This is a genomic window from Pseudomonas sp. I2, from assembly GCF_040984075.1.
Lineage (GTDB): Bacteria > Pseudomonadota > Gammaproteobacteria > Pseudomonadales > Pseudomonadaceae > Aquipseudomonas > Aquipseudomonas guariconensis_B.
On sequence record NZ_JBCGFQ010000001.1, the window covers coordinates 190,824 to 208,501 of the forward strand.

Sequence of the window (17,678 nt, forward strand, 5' to 3'; positions counted from 1 at the left end):
CACGAGCCGACCTGTCGCCACACCTCGCCCGGCCTGCACACCCCTTCCCCTTCGAGCCTCCCCGTTCGCAGTCGCCCTTCCGCCGAGCAAGGCCGCCAAGCCTCCGATCCGCGCCGAGCACAAGCACTTACTTCACCAAGACTGATGCGACGAGGTTTTATTTCCATGGCACTGACACGCGAACAGCAAATTGCAGCCCTTGAGAAAGACTGGGCCGAGAACCCGCGCTGGAAAGGCGTGACCCGTACCTACACCGCCGCCGATGTCGTGCGTCTGCGTGGTTCCCTGCAGCCGGAGCACACCCTGGCCCGCCTGGGTGCAGAAAAACTGTGGAAGCTGGTCACCGAAGGTGCCCACCCGTCCTTCCGCCCCGAGAAAGATTTCGTCAACTGCATGGGCGCCCTGACCGGCGGCCAGGCAGTCCAGCAGGTGAAGGCCGGCATCCAGGCCATCTACCTGTCCGGTTGGCAGGTGGCCGCCGACAACAACTCGGCCGAGTCCATGTACCCTGACCAGTCGCTGTATCCGGTCGACTCGGTCCCCACCGTGGTCAAGCGTATCAACAACGCCTTCCGACGCGCCGACCAGATCCAGTGGAAAGCCGGCAAGAACCCGGGCGACGATGGCTACGTCGACTACTTCGCACCGATCGTGGCTGACGCCGAGGCCGGTTTCGGCGGCGTGCTGAACGCCTACGAGCTGATGAAGAACATGATCGAAGCAGGCGCCGCCGGCGTGCACTTCGAAGACCAGCTGGCCTCGGTGAAAAAATGCGGTCACATGGGCGGCAAGGTCCTGGTGCCGACCCAGGAAGCCGTGCAGAAACTGGTCGCCGCTCGCCTGGCTGCAGACGTCGCCGGCGTGCCGACCATCATCCTGGCCCGCACCGACGCCAACGCCGCCGACCTGCTGACCAGCGACTGCGACCCGTACGACCAGCCGTTCGTGGTTGGCGAGCGCACCCGTGAAGGCTTCTACAAGGTACGCGCCGGCCTCGACCAGGCCATTTCCCGCGGCCTGGCCTACGCCCCGTACGCCGACCTGATCTGGTGCGAAACCGCCAAGCCGGATCTGGAGGAAGCTCGCCGCTTCGCCGAGGCGATCAAGAAGGAGTACCCGGACCAGATCCTGTCGTACAACTGCTCGCCGTCCTTCAACTGGAAGAAGAACCTGGACGACGCCACCATCGCCAAGTTCCAGCGCGAGCTGTCGGCCATGGGCTACAAGCACCAGTTCATCACCCTGGCGGGCATCCACAACATGTGGCACGGCATGTTCAACCTGGCGCACGACTACGCCCGCAACGACATGACCGCCTACGTGAAGCTGCAGGAGCAGGAATTCGCCGACGCCAGCAAGGGTTACACCTTCGTGGCGCACCAACAGGAAGTCGGCACCGGCTACTTCGACGACATGACCACCGTGATCCAGGGTGGTGCTTCGTCGGTGACGGCACTGACCGGCTCGACCGAGGAAGAGCAGTTCCACTGATAGTGGGTTGCTGTTGAACAAAGGCCCGGGGCTTGTGAAAGCCTTGGGCCTTTCATTTTGTCTGCACCGGCCCTTTCGCGGGTAGCTTACCCGCGAAGAGGCCGGGACAGGCCAGTGCAAAAACCAGGGTCAGACCTACTTGAGGCCACCCAACAGCGATGACGTAGGTCTTAAATGCAGACGCTCCATGAAAACGCCGAGGAAACTCTAAGCCCGGAATCCACCGTCTATTGGCACCGCCACGCCAGTCACGAAAGAAGCTGCTTCGGAGCTAAGCCAGTACACAAGCTCAGCGACTTCATGGGCCTCACAAACTCTCGCCATAGGCTGCGAGGCGCGTACCGCATCAAACTTGTTCCCCAACACCTGTTCTGCCAATGGTGTTGACACAAAGCCCGGACAGACAGCATTGGCCCGCACGCCATAAGGGGCATACTCCTTCGCGACCGCTCTAGTCATACCAACTAACGCGTGCTTGCTGGCGGTGTATACAGAACCACCTGTCACACTGGCATTCAACCCCGCTAGCGAGGCGACATCGTGGGGCTGCTGCACAGCCCCGAACAGCAGTTGAGCGGCCTTGCCTGACCCGCATTGGAGAACACCTGCTACAAGTGCAGCGCACGGATCGACATCTATGTCTATGCTTGAAGCAGCACTGTCACTTGGGCTGCCTCCCAAACCGACAGGCCGTTCTGGCCCTGGCCACTACCTCTTCTATATATGCTCTCTGCTGGCCAACGGGAGCTCAATCGATAAAGCATTGATCCAGAGCGGTGCAGGTGACGCGCGCAACTGCTAGAACGAGAGCCTTTCGCATTTGCAATGCAGCGAGGACGCGCAGTGAACTTTGCAAGATTCGGCCCTCTTAGAATGTCGAACGCCAAGTTAAATGAAATTAATTATCATTACGATGATGCCCAGTCATTACGCCACGCAAGAAACATAATTAACAAAAGCATGCGCAATGCCCGAAACTCAAGGCTTTCAGCCATTTACGAAAGATTTTTGTTCTTAATCCTACGAATAAATTTGCCACAGAAATTTTACTTGCTGTGGGTTTACCCATAAAATCAGCGCGATTGATTCAGCTGCGACATTTGGTCACTGCATCCGCGACACCGAGTCGCCGCTCTACTTATTTCAGACTGCAGAGCTGGGTCTCTGTATAAGGATTTCCAACATGTCCGATTCGGCAGGACTCATCGCCCACAACTGGGGCTTTGCCATCTTCCTCCTGGGTGTCGTCGGCCTGTGCGCCTTCATGCTCGGCCTCTCCAGCCTGCTCGGCAGCAAGGCTTGGGGTCGCGCCAAGAACGAACCCTTCGAATCGGGCATGCTGCCCGTCGGCAGCGCCCGCCTGCGCCTGTCCGCCAAATTCTATCTGGTCGCGATGCTGTTCGTGATCTTCGATATCGAAGCCCTCTTTCTCTTTGCATGGTCCGTGTCGGTGCGCGAAAGCGGCTGGACCGGATTCGTCGAAGCACTCGTTTTCATAGCAATTCTGTTGGCAGGTCTTGTCTACCTTTGGCGGGTCGGGGCGCTCGATTGGGCGCCCGAGGGTCGCCGCAAGCGGCAAGCGAAGCTGAAACAATGAGGCTTTGGCATGCAATACAATCTCACCAGAATCGATCCGGATGCGCCCAACGAGCAGTATCCTGTCGGTGATCGGGAAACCGTCACCGATCAGCTGCTAGAGGACCAGGTCCACAAGAACATCTTCATGGGCAAGCTCGAAGATGTGCTGCGTGGCGCGGTCAACTGGGGTCGCAAGAACTCCCTCTGGCCGTACAACTTCGGCCTGTCCTGCTGCTACGTGGAAATGACCACGGCCTTCACGGCGCCCCACGACATCGCCCGCTTCGGCGCCGAAGTCATCCGGGCCTCGCCGCGCCAGGCCGACTTCATGGTCATCGCCGGTACCTGCTTCATCAAGATGGCGCCGATCATCCAGCGCCTGTACGAGCAGATGCTCGAGCCGAAGTGGGTGATTTCCATGGGCTCGTGTGCCAACTCCGGTGGCATGTACGACATTTACTCGGTCGTTCAGGGGGTCGATAAGTTCCTCCCCGTGGATGTCTACGTGCCTGGCTGCCCGCCTCGCCCCGAAGCTTTCCTGCAAGGCCTGATGCTGCTGCAGGAGTCGATCGGCCAGGAGCGACGCCCGCTTTCCTGGGTCGTCGGCGATCAAGGCATTTATCGTGCCGAGATGCCCGCCCAGAAAGACCTGCGTCGTGAACAGCGCATCCAGGTCACCAACCTGCGCAGCCCCGACGAAGTCTGATCCAGCGACATGCCGCCCGCTCCCGAAGGAGCCGGCGGCCTGGCTTCATTCTCTACGTTGACTCAAAGCGACCGAGACCATGACAGCGGACACCGCTATTTATATTCCGCCTTACAAGGCTGACGACCAGGATGTGGTCGTCGAACTGCACAATCGTTTTGGCGCCGAGGCATTCGTCGCCCAGGAAACCCGCACCGGCATGCCGGTCCTGTGGGTGAACCGCGCCCAGCTCAAAGACGTCCTCAGCTTCCTGCGCAACGTCGCCAAGCCGTACAGCATGCTGTACGACCTGCATGGCGTCGACGAACGCCTGCGCACCCAGCGCCGTGGCCTGCCGGCCGCCGACTTCAGCGTGTTCTACCACCTGCTGTCGGTCGAGCGTAACAGCGACGTGATGATCAAGGTTTCGCTCAGCGAGGGCGACCTGAACCTGCCGTCGGTCACCAGCATCTGGCCCAACGCCAACTGGTACGAGCGCGAAGTCTGGGACATGTTCGGCATCGACTTCGCCGGCCACCCGCACCTGTCGCGCATCCTCATGCCGCCGACCTGGGAAGGCCACCCGCTGCGCAAGGACTTCCCGGCGCGCGCCACCGAGTTCGACCCGTACAGCCTGAACCTGGCCAAGCAGCAGCTCGAAGAGGAATCGGCACGCTTCAACCCCGAAGCCTGGGGCATGAAACGCCACGGTACCCACGAGGACTACATGTTCCTCAACCTCGGCCCCAACCACCCATCCGCCCACGGTGCCTTCCGTATCGTCCTGCAGCTGGACGGCGAAGAGATCGTCGACTGCGTCCCGGACATCGGCTACCACCACCGTGGCGCCGAGAAGATGGCCGAACGCCAGTCCTGGCACAGCTTCATCCCCTACACCGACCGTATCGACTACCTCGGCGGGGTGATGAACAACCTGCCGTACGTACTGGCCGTCGAGAAGCTGGCCGGCATCAAGGTGCCGGAGAAGGTCGACACCATCCGCGTGATGCTGGCCGAGTTCTTCCGGATCACCAGCCACCTGCTGTTCCTGGGTACCTACATCCAGGACGTCGGCGCCATGACCCCGGTGTTCTTCACCTTCACCGACCGCCAGCGCGCCTACACCGTGATCGAGGCGATCACCGGTTTCCGCCTGCACCCGGCCTGGTACCGCATCGGCGGTGTCGCCCACGACCTGCCACGCGGCTGGGACAAGCTGGTCAAGGACTTCGTCGACTGGCTGCCCAAGCGCCTGGACGAATACGAAAAGGCCGCCCTGCAGAACAGCATCCTGCGCGGCCGGACCATCGGCGTTGCCGCCTACAACACCAAGGAAGCCCTGGAGTGGGGCACCACCGGCGCCGGCCTGCGGTCCACCGGTTGCGACTTCGACCTGCGCAAGGCGCGCCCCTACTCCGGCTACGAGAATTTCGAGTTCGAAGTCCCGCTGGCCCACAACGGCGATGCCTACGATCGCTGCATGGTCCGCGTCGAGGAGATGCGCCAGAGCATCCGCATCATCGACCAGTGCCTGCGCAACATGCCGGAAGGCCCGTACAAGGCGGATCACCCGCTGACCACGCCGCCACCGAAAGAGCGCACCCTGCAGCACATCGAGACCCTGATCACGCACTTCCTGCAAGTCTCGTGGGGCCCGGTCATGCCGGCCAACGAGTCGTTCCAGATGATCGAGGCGACCAAGGGCATCAACAGTTACTACCTGACGAGCGATGGCGGCACCATGAGCTACCGCACCCGGATCCGCACCCCGAGCTACGCGCACCTGCAGCAGATCCCTTCGGTGATCCGCGGCAGCATGGTCGCCGACCTCATCGCGTACCTGGGCAGTATCGACTTCGTTATGGCTGACGTGGACCGCTAAGCATGAACAGCACGCTTATCCAAACCGACCGTTTCGTCCTGAGCGAAACCGAGCGCTCGGCCATCGAGCACGAGATGCACCACTACGAGGACCCGCGCGCGGCGTCCATCGAAGCCCTGAAGATCGTCCAGAAGGAACGCGGCTGGGTGCCGGACGGCGCCATCTACGCCATCGGCGAAGTCCTCGGCATCCCCGCCAGCGACGTCGAGGGCGTGGCCACCTTCTACAGCCAGATCTTCCGCCAGCCGGTCGGCCGTCACATCATCCGCGTCTGCGACAGCATGGTCTGCTACATCGGCGGCCATGAGTCGGTGGTCAGCCAGATCCAGAGCGAACTGGGCATCGGCCTCGGCCAGACCACCCCGGACGGCCGCTTCACCCTGCTGCCGGTCTGCTGCCTGGGCAACTGCGACAAGGCCCCGGCCCTGATGATCGACGACGACACCTTTGGCGACGTGCAACCTGCCGGCGTTGCCAAGCTGCTGGAGGGCTACGCATGACCATCACTTCCTTCGGCCCGGCCAACCGCATCGCGCGTTCGGCCGAAACCCATCCGCTGACCTGGCGCCTGCGCGACGACGGCGAGCCGGTGTGGCTCGACGAGTACCAGGCCAAGAACGGCTATGCCGCCGCCCGCAAGGCGTTGGCCGAAATGTCCCAGGACGACATCGTCCAGACCGTCAAGGATTCCGGCCTCAAGGGCCGTGGCGGCGCGGGCTTCCCCACCGGCGTGAAGTGGGGCCTGATGCCCAAGGACGAGTCCTTGAACATCCGCTACCTGCTGTGCAACGCGGACGAGATGGAGCCCAACACCTGGAAGGACCGCATGCTGATGGAGCAACAGCCCCATCTGCTGGTCGAAGGCATGCTGATCAGCGCCCGCGCCCTGAAGGCCTACCGCGGCTACATCTTCCTGCGCGGCGAGTACACCACCGCGGCGAAGCACCTCAACCGCGCCATCGACGAAGCCAAGGCCGCGGGCCTCTTGGGCAAGAACATCCTCGGTTCGGGCTTCGACTTCGAGCTGTTCGTGCACACCGGTGCCGGGCGCTACATCTGCGGTGAAGAGACCGCACTGATCAACTCCCTGGAAGGCCGCCGCGCCAACCCGCGCTCCAAGCCGCCCTTCCCTGCCGCCGTCGGCGTGTGGGGCAAGCCGACCTGCGTCAACAACGTCGAGACCCTGTGCAACGTGCCAGCCATCGTTGGCAACGGCGTCGACTGGTACAAGTCGCTGGCCCGCGAAGGCAGCGAGGACCACGGCACCAAGCTGATGGGCTTCTCCGGCAAGGTGAAGAACCCGGGCCTGTGGGAGCTGCCGTTCGGCGTCACCGCCCGCGAGCTGTTCGAGGACTATGCCGGTGGCATGCGCGACGGCTACAAGCTCAAGTGCTGGCAGCCAGGCGGCGCCGGTACCGGCTTCCTGCTGCCCGAACACCTGGATGCGCAAATGTACGCCGGCGGCATCGCCAAGGTCGGTACGCGCATGGGCACAGGCCTGGCCATGGCGGTGGACGACAGCATCAACATGGTGTCGCTGCTGCGCAACATGGAGGAGTTCTTCGCCCGCGAGTCCTGCGGCTGGTGCACCCCGTGCCGCGACGGCCTGCCCTGGAGCGTGAAGATGCTCCGCGCCCTGGAGAAGGGCCAAGGCAAACCGGAAGACATCGAGACCCTGCTGGGCCTGGTCAACTTCCTCGGCCCCGGCCGCACCTTCTGCGCCCACGCCCCGGGCGCCGTCGAGCCGCTGGGCAGTGCCATCAAGTATTTCCGGTCGGAGTTCGAGGCCGGCGTCGCCGCCCACACGGGCAGCGAGGCCCTGCGCCCGAACCTGGCCAAGCCGATCGTGGTCGGCGCATAACAAGATGAAGCGCGGGTGGTCCGTGCCACCCGCCGGCCTCGCAGGCTCGCCCGGCCCTCACCGCGCGAGCCGCAGGCACACCGATTTCCATTAGCCACGCCTGCTCACGCGGGCCAACGAAGAACTTTGAACCATGGCCACTATCCACGTAGACGGCAAAGCGCTCGAAGTCAACGGTGCGGACAACCTGTTACAGGCCTGTCTGTCACTCGGCCTCGACATCCCCTATTTCTGCTGGCACCCGGCGCTCGGTAGCGTCGGTGCCTGCCGGCAGTGCGCGGTCAAGCAGTACACCGACGAGAACGACACCCGTGGTCGTATCGTCATGTCCTGCATGACCCCTGCCTCCGACGGCACCTGGATCTCCATCGACGATGAAGAGTCCAAGGCGTTTCGCGCCAGCGTCGTCGAATGGCTGATGACCAACCACCCGCACGACTGCCCGGTGTGCGAGGAAGGCGGTCACTGCCACCTGCAGGACATGACGGTAATGACCGGCCACAACGAGCGCCGCTACCGTTTCACCAAGCGTACTCACCAGAACCAGGACCTCGGCCCGTTCATCGCCCATGAGATGAACCGCTGCATTGCCTGCTACCGCTGCGTGCGCTACTACAAGGACTATGCCGGCGGCACCGACCTGGGTGTCTACGGCGCCCACGACAACGTGTACTTCGGTCGCGTCGAGGACGGCGTGCTGGAGAGCGAGTTCTCCGGCAACCTGACCGAGGTCTGCCCGACCGGTGTGTTCACCGACAAGACCCACTCCGAGCGCTACAACCGCAAGTGGGACATGCAGTTCGCCCCGAGCATCTGCCACGGCTGCTCCAGCGGCTGCAACATCAGCCCCGGCGAGCGCTACGGCGAACTGCGCCGTATCGAGAACCGCTTCAACGGCTCGGTCAACCAGTACTTCCTGTGCGACCGTGGCCGCTTCGGCTATGGCTACGTCAACCGCAAGGACCGTCCGCGCCAGCCGATGCTCGCCGACGGTACCAAGCTGGGCCTGGACGCCGCCCTGGACAAGGCTGCCGACCTGCTGCGCGGCCGCACCATCGTCGGCATCGGCTCGCCGCGCGCGAGCCTGGAGAGCAACTACGGCCTGCGCGAGCTGGTCGGTGCCGAGTACTTCTACTCGGGCATGGAGGCCGGTGAGCTGGCCCGCGTGCGCCTGGCCCTGAACGTGCTGAACGACAGCCCGCTGCCCGTGCCGACCCTGCGCGAGATCGAGGACCACGATGCCGTGTTCGTCCTCGGCGAGGACCTGACCCAGACCGCCGCCCGTGTCGCCCTGGCCGTGCGCCAGGCCACCAAGGGCAAGGCCGAGGCCATGGCCGACGCCATGAAGGTCCAGCCGTGGCTCGACGCCGCGGTGAAGAACATCGGCCAGCACGCCCTGTACCCGCTGTTCATCGCCAGCCTGGCCGAGACCAAGCTCGACGACGTCGCCGAGGAATGCGTCCACGCAGCCCCGGCCGACCTCGCCCGCCTGGGCTTCGCCGTGGCCCACGCCATCGACCCGAGCGCTCCGGCCGTCGAGGGCCTGGACAGCGAAGCCAAGGCCCTGGCCCAGCGTATCGCCGATGCCCTGGTCGCCGCCCAGCGTCCGCTGGTCGTGGCCGGTACGTCGCTGGCCGACCCGGCGCTGATCGAGGCCGCCGCCAACATCGCCAAGGCCCTGAAGCTGCGCGAGAAGAACGGTTCGCTGAGCCTGGTGGTGCCCGAAGCCAACAGCCTGGGCATGGCCATGATGGGCGGCGAGTCCGTGGACGCCGCGCTGGACGCGGTGATCAGCGGCAAGGCCGACGCCATCGTGGTACTGGAGAACGACCTGTACGCCCGGGTGCCGGCCGCCAAGGTCGATGCGGCCCTGGCCGCGGCCAAGGTGGTGATCGTCGCCGACCACTCCAAGACTGCCACCACCGCTCGCGCCCACCTGGTGCTGCCAGCTGCCTCCTTCGCCGAAGGCGACGGCACCCTGGTCAGCCAGGAAGGCCGTGCCCAGCGCTTCTTCCAGGTATTCGACCCGCAGTACCTGGACAGCAGCATCCTGATCCACGAAGGCTGGCGCTGGATGCACGCCCTGCGTGCCACCCTGCTGAACAAGCCGGTCGACTGGACCCAGCTGGACCACGTCACCAGCGCCTGCGCCGAAGCCGCACCGCAACTGGCCGGCATCGTCAATGCCGCGCCGAGCGCCGCGTTCCGCATCAAGGGCCTGAAGCTGGCGCGCGAGCCGTTGCGCTACTCCGGCCGTACCGCGATGCGCGCCAACATCAGCGTGCATGAGCCACGCACCCCGCAAGACAAGGACAGCGCCTTCGCCTTCTCCATGGAAGGCTACTCGGGCAGCGCCGAGCCGCGCCAGCAGGTGCCGTTCGCCTGGTCGCCGGGCTGGAACTCGCCGCAGGCCTGGAACAAGTTCCAGGACGAGGTCGGTGGTCACCTGCGCGCGGGCGACCCAGGTATCCGCCTGATCGAGTCTCAAGGCGATCGCCTGAACTGGTTCACCGCCATCCCGGGCGCCTTCAACCCGGCCCGTGGCACCTGGCAGGCCGTGCCCTTCTACCACCTGTTCGGCAGCGAGGAGAACTCGTCGCGTGCCGCCCCGGTGCAGGAGCGCATTCCGGCCGCCTACGTGGCCCTGGCCAAGTCCGAGGCCGACCGCCTGGGCGTCAACGACGGCGCCCTGCTCAGCCTGAACGTGGCGGGCCAGTCGCTGCGCCTGCCGCTGCGTGTCAATGAACAGCTGGGCGCAGGCCTGGTCGCCCTGCCGAAAGGCCTGGCCGGTATTCCGCCAGCGATCTTCGGCGCAACCGTCGAAGGCCTGCAGGAGGCAGCACAATGAGCTGGTTCACCCCCGAAGTGATCGAAGTGATCCTCTCCGTCGTCAGGGCCATCGTGGTCCTGCTGGCGGTGGTGGTCTGCGGCGCGCTGCTCAGCTTCGTCGAGCGCCGCCTGCTGGGCTGGTGGCAGGACCGCTACGGTCCGAACCGCGTCGGCCCGTTCGGCATGTTCCAGATCGCCGCCGACATGCTGAAGATGTTCTTCAAGGAAGACTGGAACCCGCCCTTCGTCGATCGCATGATCTTCACCCTGGCGCCCGTGGTGGCCATGAGCGCCCTGCTGATCGCCTTCGTGATCATCCCGATCACCCCCACCTGGGGCGTTGCCGACCTGAACATCGGCTTGCTGTTCTTCTTCGCCATGGCCGGCCTTTCGGTCTACGCGGTGCTGTTCGCCGGCTGGTCGTCGAACAACAAGTACGCCCTGCTCGGCAGCCTGCGGGCCTCGGCGCAGACCGTATCGTACGAAGTGTTCCTGGGCCTGGCGCTGATGGGCGTGGTGGTTCAGGCCGGTTCGTTCAACATGCGCGACATCGTCGACTACCAGGCGCAGAACCTGTGGTTCATCATTCCGCAGTTCTTCGGCTTCTGCACCTTCTTCATCGCTGGCGTCGCCGTGACCCACCGTCACCCGTTCGACCAGCCGGAAGCGGAACAGGAACTGGCCGACGGCTACCACATCGAGTATGCCGGCATGAAGTGGGGCATGTTCTTCGTCGGCGAGTACATCGGCATCATCCTGATCTCGGCGCTGCTGGTGACCCTGTTCTTCGGCGGCTGGCACGGCCCGTTCGGCCTGCTGCCACAGGTACCGTTCCTGTGGTTCGCGCTCAAGACCGCGTTCTTCATCATGCTGTTCATCCTGCTGCGCGCCTCGATCCCGCGCCCACGCTATGACCAGGTGATGGACTTCAGCTGGAAGTTCTGCCTGCCGCTGACCCTGATCAATTTGCTGGTGACCGCTGCGATCGTGCTCTACAACACGCCAGCCGTCGCGGCCCAGTGAGGATTTGACCCATGTTCAAATATATCGGCGATATCGTTAAGGGCACCGGCACCCAGCTGCGCAGCCTGGCGATGATATTTTCCCACGGGTTCCGCAAGCGCGACACCCTGCAGTACCCCGAAGAACCTGTGTACCTGCCGCCGCGCTACCGTGGCCGCATCGTCCTGACCCGCGACCCCGACGGCGAGGAGCGCTGCGTGGCGTGCAACCTCTGCGCGGTGGCCTGCCCGGTCGGCTGCATCTCGCTGCAGAAGGCCGAGACCGAGGACGGCCGCTGGTATCCGGAGTTCTTCCGCATCAACTTCTCGCGCTGCATCTTCTGCGGCCTGTGCGAGGAAGCGTGCCCGACCACCGCGATCCAGCTGACCCCGGATTTCGAAATGGCCGAGTTCAAGCGTCAGGACCTGGTGTACGAGAAGGAAGACCTCCTGATCTCCGGCCCCGGCAAGAACCCTGACTACAACTTCTACCGTGTTGCGGGCATGGCCATCGCCGGCAAGCCGAAAGGCGCCGCGCAGAACGAAGCCGAGCCGATCAACGTGAAGAGCTTGCTCCCATAAGGACAGAAAGATGGAATTCGCTTTCTACTTCGCATCCGGGATCGCCGTGGTCTCCACCCTTCGGGTGGTGACCGGCACCAACCCCGTGCACGCCCTGCTCTACCTGATCATTTCCCTGATCTCCGTGGCGATGATCTTCTTCTCCCTGGGTGCACCGTTCGCCGGCGCCCTGGAAGTGATCGCCTACGCTGGCGCCATCATGGTGCTGTTCGTCTTCGTGGTGATGATGCTCAACCTCGGGCCGGCCTCGGTCGCCCAGGAACGCGGCTGGCTCAAGCCAGGCATCTGGGCCGGGCCGGTATTCCTGGCCGCCCTGCTGCTGCTGGAGCTGCTCTACGTGCTGTTCGCCGAGCCGAGCGGCGCGGCCATCAGCGGTACCACCGTGGACGCCAAGACCGTCGGCATCAGCCTGTTCGGTCCTTACCTGCTGGTGGTCGAACTGGCCTCGATGCTGCTGCTCGCCGCAGCCGTCACGGCCTTCCACCTGGGCCGCAACGAGGCGAAGGAGTAAATCATGCCTGCTATCCCTCTCGAGCACGGTCTGGCAGTCGCCGGCATCCTGTTCTGCCTCGGTCTGGTCGGCCTGATGGTCCGGCGCAACATTCTCTTCGTACTCATGAGCCTGGAAGTCATGATGAACGCCTCTGCCCTGGCGTTCATCGTCGCCGGCAGCCGCTGGGTGCAACCGGATGGACAGGTGATGTTCATCCTGGTGATCAGCCTGGCGGCGGCCGAGGCCAGCATTGGCCTGGCGATCCTGCTGCAGCTGTATCGCCGCTTCCACACTCTCGACATCGATGCTGCCAGTGAGATGCGCGGATGAACCTTCTCTTCCTGACTTTCGTCTTTCCCCTGATCGGCTTCCTGCTGCTGTCGTTCTCCCGCGGTCGGTTCTCGGAGAACCTGTCCGCGCTGATCGGCGTCGGCTCCGTCGGCCTCTCGGCCGCGGTGGCCGCCTACGTGATCTGGCAGTTCAACGTCGCACCGCCTGAAGGTGGCGCGTACAGCCAGCTGCTGTGGCAGTGGATGTCGGTGGACGGCTTCGCGCCGAACTTCACCCTGTACCTGGACGGCCTGTCGGTCACCATGCTCGGCGTGGTCACCGGCGTCGGCTTCCTGATCCACCTGTTCGCCTCTTGGTACATGCGCGGTGAAGCCGGCTATTCGCGGTTCTTCGCCTACACCAACCTGTTCATCGCCAGCATGCTGTTCCTGGTGCTGGGCGACAACCTGCTGTTCATCTACTTCGGTTGGGAAGGCGTGGGCCTGTGCTCGTACCTGTTGATCGGTTTCTACTACAGCAACCGCAACAACGGCAACGCAGCCCTGAAGGCCTTCATCGTCACCCGTGTCGGCGACGTGTTCATGGCCATCGGCCTGTTCATCCTGTTCGTCCAGCTGGGTACGCTGAACGTCCAGGAGCTGCTGGTGCTGGCACCGCAGAAGTTCCAGGCTGGCGACACCTGGATGGTCCTGGCGACCCTGATGCTGCTCGGCGGTGCGGTCGGCAAGTCGGCCCAGCTGCCGCTGCAGACCTGGCTCGCCGACGCGATGGCCGGCCCGACCCCGGTCTCGGCGCTGATCCACGCCGCGACCATGGTGACCGCGGGCGTCTACCTGATCGCCCGTACCCACGGCCTGTTCGCCCTGGCGCCGGACATCCTGCACCTGGTCGGCATCGTCGGTGGCGTGACCCTGGTCCTGGCCGGCTTCGCCGCCCTGGTACAAACCGACATCAAGCGTATCCTCGCCTACTCGACCATGAGCCAGATCGGCTACATGTTCCTGGCGCTCGGCGTGGGTGCCTGGGACGCGGCGATCTTCCACCTGATGACCCACGCATTCTTCAAGGCCCTGCTGTTCCTTGCCTCCGGTGCGGTGATCAATGCCTGCCACCACGAGCAGAACATCTTCAAGATGGGCGGCCTGTGGAAGAAACTGCCGCTGGCCTACGCCAGCTTCGTGGTCGGTGGCGCCGCCCTGGCGGCCCTGCCGATCCTGACCGTCGGCTTCTACTCCAAGGACGAGATCCTCTGGGAAGCCTTCGCCAGCGGCCACACCGGCCTGTTGTACGCCGGCTTGGTCGGTGCGTTCATGACCTCGCTGTACACCTTCCGGCTGATCTTCATCGCCTTCCACGGCGAAGCCAAGACCGAAGCCCACGCTGGCCACGGCATCGCCCACTGGCTGCCGCTGGGCGTGCTGATCGTGCTGTCGACCTTCATCGGTGCCTGGATCCATCCGCCGCTGGCCGGCGTGCTGCCTGAGAGCGTCGGCCATGCCGGCGGCGAAGCCAAGCACAGCCTGGAGATCGCCTCGGGCGCCATCGCCATCGCCGGTATCCTGCTGGCGGCGGTGCTGTTCCTGGGCAAGCGTCGCCTGGTCACCGCCATCGCCAGCAGCGGCATCGGTCGTGTCCTGTCGGCCTGGTGGTTCGCTGCCTGGGGCTTCGACTGGATCTACGACAAGCTGTTCGTCAAACCCTACCTGCTGATCAGCCACATCCTGCGCAAGGATCCGGTTGACCGCAGCATCGGCCTGATTCCTCGGATGGCACGCGGCGGTCACATCGCCATGAGCAAGACCGAGACCGGCCAGCTGCGCTGGTACACCGCCTCGATCGCCGTGGGTGCCGTGCTCGTGCTCGGTGCCGTGCTGATGGCTGCGGTATGACTATGAACCTTGCGACTTTGCGAAAGGAAACGAACCCGTCATGATTCTGCCTTGGCTGATCCTGATCCCCTTCATCGGCGGCCTCCTGTGCTGGCTGGGTGAGCGCTTCGGCACCACCCTGCCTCGCTGGATCGCGCTGCTGACCATGTCCCTGTTGCTCGGTATCGGCCTGTGGCTGTGGGGCAACGGCGACTACACCCTGGCCCCGGCTCCGGGCGCGGAACCGGCCTGGACCCTGGAATACAAGCTGCAGTGGATCCAGCGCTTCGGCATCAGCATCCACCTGGCCCTCGATGGCCTGTCGCTGCTGATGATCCTGCTGACCGGCCTGCTCGGCGTACTGTCGGTGCTGTGCTCCTGGAAAGAGATCCAGCGCCATGTCGGCTTCTTCCACCTCAACCTGATGTGGATCCTCGGTGGCGTGGTCGGTGTGTTCCTGGCCCTGGACCTGTTCCTGTTCTTCTTCTTCTGGGAAATGATGCTGGTGCCGATGTACTTCCTCATCGCGCTCTGGGGTCACAGCTCCGCGGACGGCAAGAAGACCCGGATCTACGCCGCGACCAAGTTCTTCATCTTCACCCAGGCCAGCGGCCTGATCATGCTGGTGGCGATCCTCGGCCTGGTGCTGGTCAACTACAACGCCACCGGCGTCATCACCTTCAACTACAGCGACCTGCTCAAGGCGCAGATGCCGGCCGGCACCGAGTTCCTGCTGATGCTGGGCTTCTTCATCGCCTTCGCGGTGAAGCTGCCGGTGGTGCCGTTCCACTCCTGGCTGCCTGACGCCCACGCCCAGGCGCCGACCGCAGGCTCCGTGGACCTGGCGGGCATCCTGCTGAAGACCGCGGCCTATGGCCTGCTGCGCTTCGCCCTGCCGCTGTTCCCGAATGCCTCGGCCGAGTTCGCGCCGGTGGCCATGGCCCTGGGCCTGATCGGTATCTTCTACGGTGCCTTCCTGGCCTTCGCGCAAACCGACATCAAGCGCCTGGTCGCCTTCTCCAGCGTCTCGCACATGGGCTTCGTGCTGATCGGCATCTACTCCGGCAGCCAGCAGGCCCTGCAGGGCGCGGTGATCCAGATGCTGGCCCACGGCCTGTCGGCCGCCGCGCTGTTCATCCTCGCCGGCCAGCTGTACGAACGCCTGCACACCCGCGACATGCGCCAGATGGGTGGCCTGTGGCACCGCATCGCCTACCTGCCGGCGATCAGCCTGTTCTTCGCCGCCGCCTCGCTGGGCCTGCCGGGCACCGGTAACTTCGTCGGCGAATTCCTGATCCTGATCGGCAGCTTCGCCAGCGTGCCATGGATTGCCGTGATCGCCACCACTGGCTTGGTCTTCGGCTCCGTGTACTCGCTGATCATGATCCACCGAGCCTACTTCGGCCCGGCCAAGACCGACGCCGTGCTGGCCGGCATGGATGGCCGCGAACTGGTCATGGTCCTGGGCCTGGCGGTGCTGCTGGTCCTGCTGGGCGTGTACCCGCAGCCGTTCCTGGATACCTCTGCCGCCACCATGAGCGGTGTGCAGCAGTGGCTCGGTTCCGCTTTCACTCAACTCGCTTCGGCCCGGTAAGAGCGCTATGGAATTCACCACTCAACACTTCATCGCATTGGCGCCGATACTGATCACCACCATCACCACGGTGGTGGTGATGCTGGCCATCGCCTGGCGCCGTAACCACTCGCAGACCTTCCTGCTGTCCACCGTGGGCCTGAACCTGGCCCTGCTGTCGATCCTCCCGGCGTTGAAGGTCGCGCCGCTGGCGGTCACCTCGCTGGTCACCTTCGACAAGTTCGCCTGCCTGTACATGGCGCTGGTCCTGGTGGCCACGCTGGCCTGCGTCACCCTCGCCCACGCCTACCTGGGCGAGGGCTCAAAGGGCTACCCAGGCAACCGCGAAGAGCTGTACCTGCTGCTGCTGATGTCTGCCCTGGGTGGCCTGGTGCTGGTCAGCGCCAACCACCTGGCTGGCCTGTTCATCGGCCTCGAGCTGCTGTCAGTCCCAGTCTACGGCCTGGTGGCGTATGCCTTCTTCAACAAGCGCTCGCTGGAAGCCGGCATCAAGTACATGGTGCTCTCGGCGGCGGGTTCGGCCTTCCTGCTGTTCGGCATGGCCCTGCTGTACGCCGACGCCGGCAGCCTGACCTTCGACGGCATCGGCAAGGCCCTGGCCAGCACCGGCATGCCGAGCCTGCTGGCCCAACTGGGCCTGGGCATGATGCTGGTCGGCCTGGCATTCAAGCTGTCGCTGGTGCCCTTCCACCTGTGGACCCCGGACGTCTACGAAGGCGCCCCGGCACCGGTCGCCGCGTTCCTGGCCACGGCCAGCAAGGTCGCGGTGTTCGCCGTGGTGGTACGCCTGTTCATGCTCTCCCCTGCTGCCAGCAGCGGCGTGCTGAGCACCGTCCTGGCAGTGATCGCGGTCGCCTCGATCCTGATCGGCAACCTGCTGGCGCTGACCCAGAGCAACCTCAAGCGTCTGCTCGGTTACTCGTCCATCGCCCACTTCGGCTACCTGGTGATCGCCCTGGTGGCGAGCAAGGGCCTGGCCACCGAAGCCATCGGCGTGTACCTGGTCACCTACGTGATCACCAGCCTGGGCGCCTTCGGCGTGATCACCCTGATGTCCTCGCCTTACGGCGGCCGTGACGCCGACGCCCTGTACGAGTACCGTGGCCTGTTCTGGCGCCGTCCGTACCTGACCGCGGTGCTCACCGTGATGATGCTGTCGCTGGCCGGTATCCCGCTGACCGCGGGCTTCATCGGCAAGTTCTACATCATCGCTACCGGCGTCGAGTCGCACCTGTGGTGGCTGGTCGGCGCCCTGGTGATCGGTAGCGCCATCGGCGTGTACTACTACCTGCGCGTCATGGTCACCCTGTACCTGGTCGAGCCGAACCTGCGTCGCCACGACGCCCCGCTGAAGTGGGAACAGCGCACCGGCGGCGTCATGCTGCTGGCCATCGCCATCCTCGCCTTCGTCCTCGGCGTGTATCCGCAGCCACTGCTGGAACTGGTGCAACAAGCCGGCTTGCAACTGGTCGGCTGATCGCCTGGCAGAAACAAGACACCCCGCTCATGCGGGGTGTTTTTTT

Annotated in this window: 15 protein-coding genes; 14 read left to right on the forward strand and 1 reads right to left on the reverse strand. The window is 64.3% G+C overall.

The features are described 5' to 3' along the window. Nucleotides 1-165 precede the first annotated feature (165 nt). Nucleotides 166-1,491 (forward strand): isocitrate lyase, encoded by a 1,326-nt coding sequence (gene aceA, locus WCE05_RS00870; RefSeq protein ID WP_225788446.1) that lies wholly within the window; start codon nt 166-168, stop codon nt 1,489-1,491. A gap of 207 nt (nt 1,492-1,698) precedes the next feature. Here the strand turns inward: aceA and WCE05_RS00875 are convergent, their stop codons facing one another. Continuing rightward, nucleotides 1,699-2,046 (reverse strand): SDR family oxidoreductase, encoded by a 348-nt coding sequence (locus WCE05_RS00875; RefSeq protein ID WP_225788447.1) that lies wholly within the window; start codon nt 2,044-2,046, stop codon nt 1,699-1,701. Nucleotides 2,047-2,674: 628 nt separating this feature from the next. Here WCE05_RS00875 and WCE05_RS00880 point away from each other — a divergent pair. The 13 genes from WCE05_RS00880 (at nt 2,675) to nuoN (ending at nt 17,632) form a co-directional block, all read left to right on the forward strand. Then, nucleotides 2,675-3,088, forward strand: coding sequence for an NADH-quinone oxidoreductase subunit A (locus WCE05_RS00880; protein ID WP_003251427.1), 414 nt, complete (start codon nt 2,675-2,677; stop codon nt 3,086-3,088). 9 nt (nt 3,089-3,097) lie between these two features. After that, the gene (locus tag WCE05_RS00885) at nt 3,098-3,775 is read left to right on the forward strand and encodes an NADH-quinone oxidoreductase subunit B family protein (RefSeq protein ID WP_225788448.1); all 678 of its coding nucleotides are present in this window, start codon (nt 3,098-3,100) and stop codon (nt 3,773-3,775) included. A 79-nt stretch (nt 3,776-3,854) separates the two neighbouring features. Then, nucleotides 3,855-5,636 carry an NADH-quinone oxidoreductase subunit C/D gene (nuoC, locus tag WCE05_RS00890; protein ID WP_225788449.1) on the forward strand — a complete coding sequence of 594 codons (1,782 nt, stop codon included), beginning with the start codon at nt 3,855-3,857 and terminating at the stop codon, nt 5,634-5,636. Between the two features lie 2 nt (nt 5,637-5,638). Then, nucleotides 5,639-6,136 (forward strand): NADH-quinone oxidoreductase subunit NuoE, encoded by a 498-nt coding sequence (gene nuoE, locus WCE05_RS00895; protein WP_225788450.1) that lies wholly within the window; start codon nt 5,639-5,641, stop codon nt 6,134-6,136. Then, nucleotides 6,133-7,497, forward strand: a complete 1,365-nt coding sequence (gene nuoF / locus WCE05_RS00900) for an NADH-quinone oxidoreductase subunit NuoF (RefSeq protein WP_253081362.1) — start codon at nt 6,133-6,135, stop codon at nt 7,495-7,497. The genes nuoE and nuoF overlap by 4 nt, the downstream gene beginning before the upstream one ends. A gap of 133 nt (nt 7,498-7,630) precedes the next feature. After that, nucleotides 7,631-10,345: an NADH-quinone oxidoreductase subunit NuoG gene (gene nuoG, locus WCE05_RS00905; protein ID WP_225788452.1), complete on the forward strand. Its 2,715-nt coding sequence runs from the start codon at nt 7,631-7,633 to the stop codon at nt 10,343-10,345. Then, nucleotides 10,342-11,349, forward strand: coding sequence for an NADH-quinone oxidoreductase subunit NuoH (gene nuoH, locus WCE05_RS00910; protein WP_225788453.1), 1,008 nt, complete (start codon nt 10,342-10,344; stop codon nt 11,347-11,349). Before nuoG ends, nuoH begins: the two co-directional genes overlap by 4 nt. 11 nt (nt 11,350-11,360) lie before the next feature. Continuing rightward, a complete protein-coding gene (nuoI, locus tag WCE05_RS00915; RefSeq protein ID WP_225788454.1) occupies nt 11,361-11,909 on the forward strand; it encodes an NADH-quinone oxidoreductase subunit NuoI in 549 nt (182 codons plus the stop codon). 10 nt (nt 11,910-11,919) lie between these two features. Then, a complete protein-coding gene (gene nuoJ, locus WCE05_RS00920; protein ID WP_070571836.1) occupies nt 11,920-12,420 on the forward strand; it encodes an NADH-quinone oxidoreductase subunit J in 501 nt (166 codons plus the stop codon). 3 nt (nt 12,421-12,423) lie between these two features. Continuing rightward, complete coding sequence (gene nuoK, locus WCE05_RS00925) at nt 12,424-12,732, forward strand: NADH-quinone oxidoreductase subunit NuoK (protein ID WP_225788455.1); 309 nt, start codon at nt 12,424-12,426, stop codon at nt 12,730-12,732. Beyond that, on the forward strand, nt 12,729-14,582 hold the full coding sequence (nuoL, locus tag WCE05_RS00930; protein WP_368815313.1) for an NADH-quinone oxidoreductase subunit L: 1,854 nt from the start codon (nt 12,729-12,731) through the stop codon (nt 14,580-14,582). Before nuoK ends, nuoL begins: the two co-directional genes overlap by 4 nt. 40 nt (nt 14,583-14,622) lie before the next feature. Then, nucleotides 14,623-16,155, forward strand: a complete 1,533-nt coding sequence (gene nuoM, locus WCE05_RS00935; RefSeq protein WP_225788457.1) for an NADH-quinone oxidoreductase subunit M — start codon at nt 14,623-14,625, stop codon at nt 16,153-16,155. Between the two features lie 7 nt (nt 16,156-16,162). After that, on the forward strand, nt 16,163-17,632 hold the full coding sequence (gene nuoN, locus WCE05_RS00940; protein WP_225788458.1) for an NADH-quinone oxidoreductase subunit NuoN: 1,470 nt from the start codon (nt 16,163-16,165) through the stop codon (nt 17,630-17,632). Nucleotides 17,633-17,678 lie beyond the last annotated feature (46 nt).

Bases quoted from the DNA above. Each gene is read 5' to 3' on its own strand.
- nuoJ (WP_070571836.1), top strand. From the start codon at position 11,920: ATGGAATTCGCTTTCTACTTCGCATCCGGGATCGCCGTGGTCTCCACC.
- nuoG (WP_225788452.1), top strand. From the start codon at position 7,631: ATGGCCACTATCCACGTAGACGGCAAAGCGCTCGAAGTCAACGGTGCG.
- nuoE (WP_225788450.1), top strand. From the start codon at position 5,639: ATGAACAGCACGCTTATCCAAACCGACCGTTTCGTCCTGAGCGAAACC.
- nuoN (WP_225788458.1), top strand. From the start codon at position 16,163: ATGGAATTCACCACTCAACACTTCATCGCATTGGCGCCGATACTGATC.
- nuoI (WP_225788454.1), top strand. From the start codon at position 11,361: ATGTTCAAATATATCGGCGATATCGTTAAGGGCACCGGCACCCAGCTG.
- WCE05_RS00885 (WP_225788448.1), top strand. From the start codon at position 3,098: ATGCAATACAATCTCACCAGAATCGATCCGGATGCGCCCAACGAGCAG.
- nuoM (WP_225788457.1), top strand. From the start codon at position 14,623: ATGATTCTGCCTTGGCTGATCCTGATCCCCTTCATCGGCGGCCTCCTG.
- nuoL (WP_368815313.1), top strand. From the start codon at position 12,729: ATGAACCTTCTCTTCCTGACTTTCGTCTTTCCCCTGATCGGCTTCCTG.
- nuoC (WP_225788449.1), top strand. From the start codon at position 3,855: ATGACAGCGGACACCGCTATTTATATTCCGCCTTACAAGGCTGACGAC.
- nuoH (WP_225788453.1), top strand. From the start codon at position 10,342: ATGAGCTGGTTCACCCCCGAAGTGATCGAAGTGATCCTCTCCGTCGTC.
- WCE05_RS00880 (WP_003251427.1), top strand. From the start codon at position 2,675: ATGTCCGATTCGGCAGGACTCATCGCCCACAACTGGGGCTTTGCCATC.
- nuoK (WP_225788455.1), top strand. From the start codon at position 12,424: ATGCCTGCTATCCCTCTCGAGCACGGTCTGGCAGTCGCCGGCATCCTG.
- nuoF (WP_253081362.1), top strand. From the start codon at position 6,133: ATGACCATCACTTCCTTCGGCCCGGCCAACCGCATCGCGCGTTCGGCC.
- aceA (WP_225788446.1), top strand. From the start codon at position 166: ATGGCACTGACACGCGAACAGCAAATTGCAGCCCTTGAGAAAGACTGG.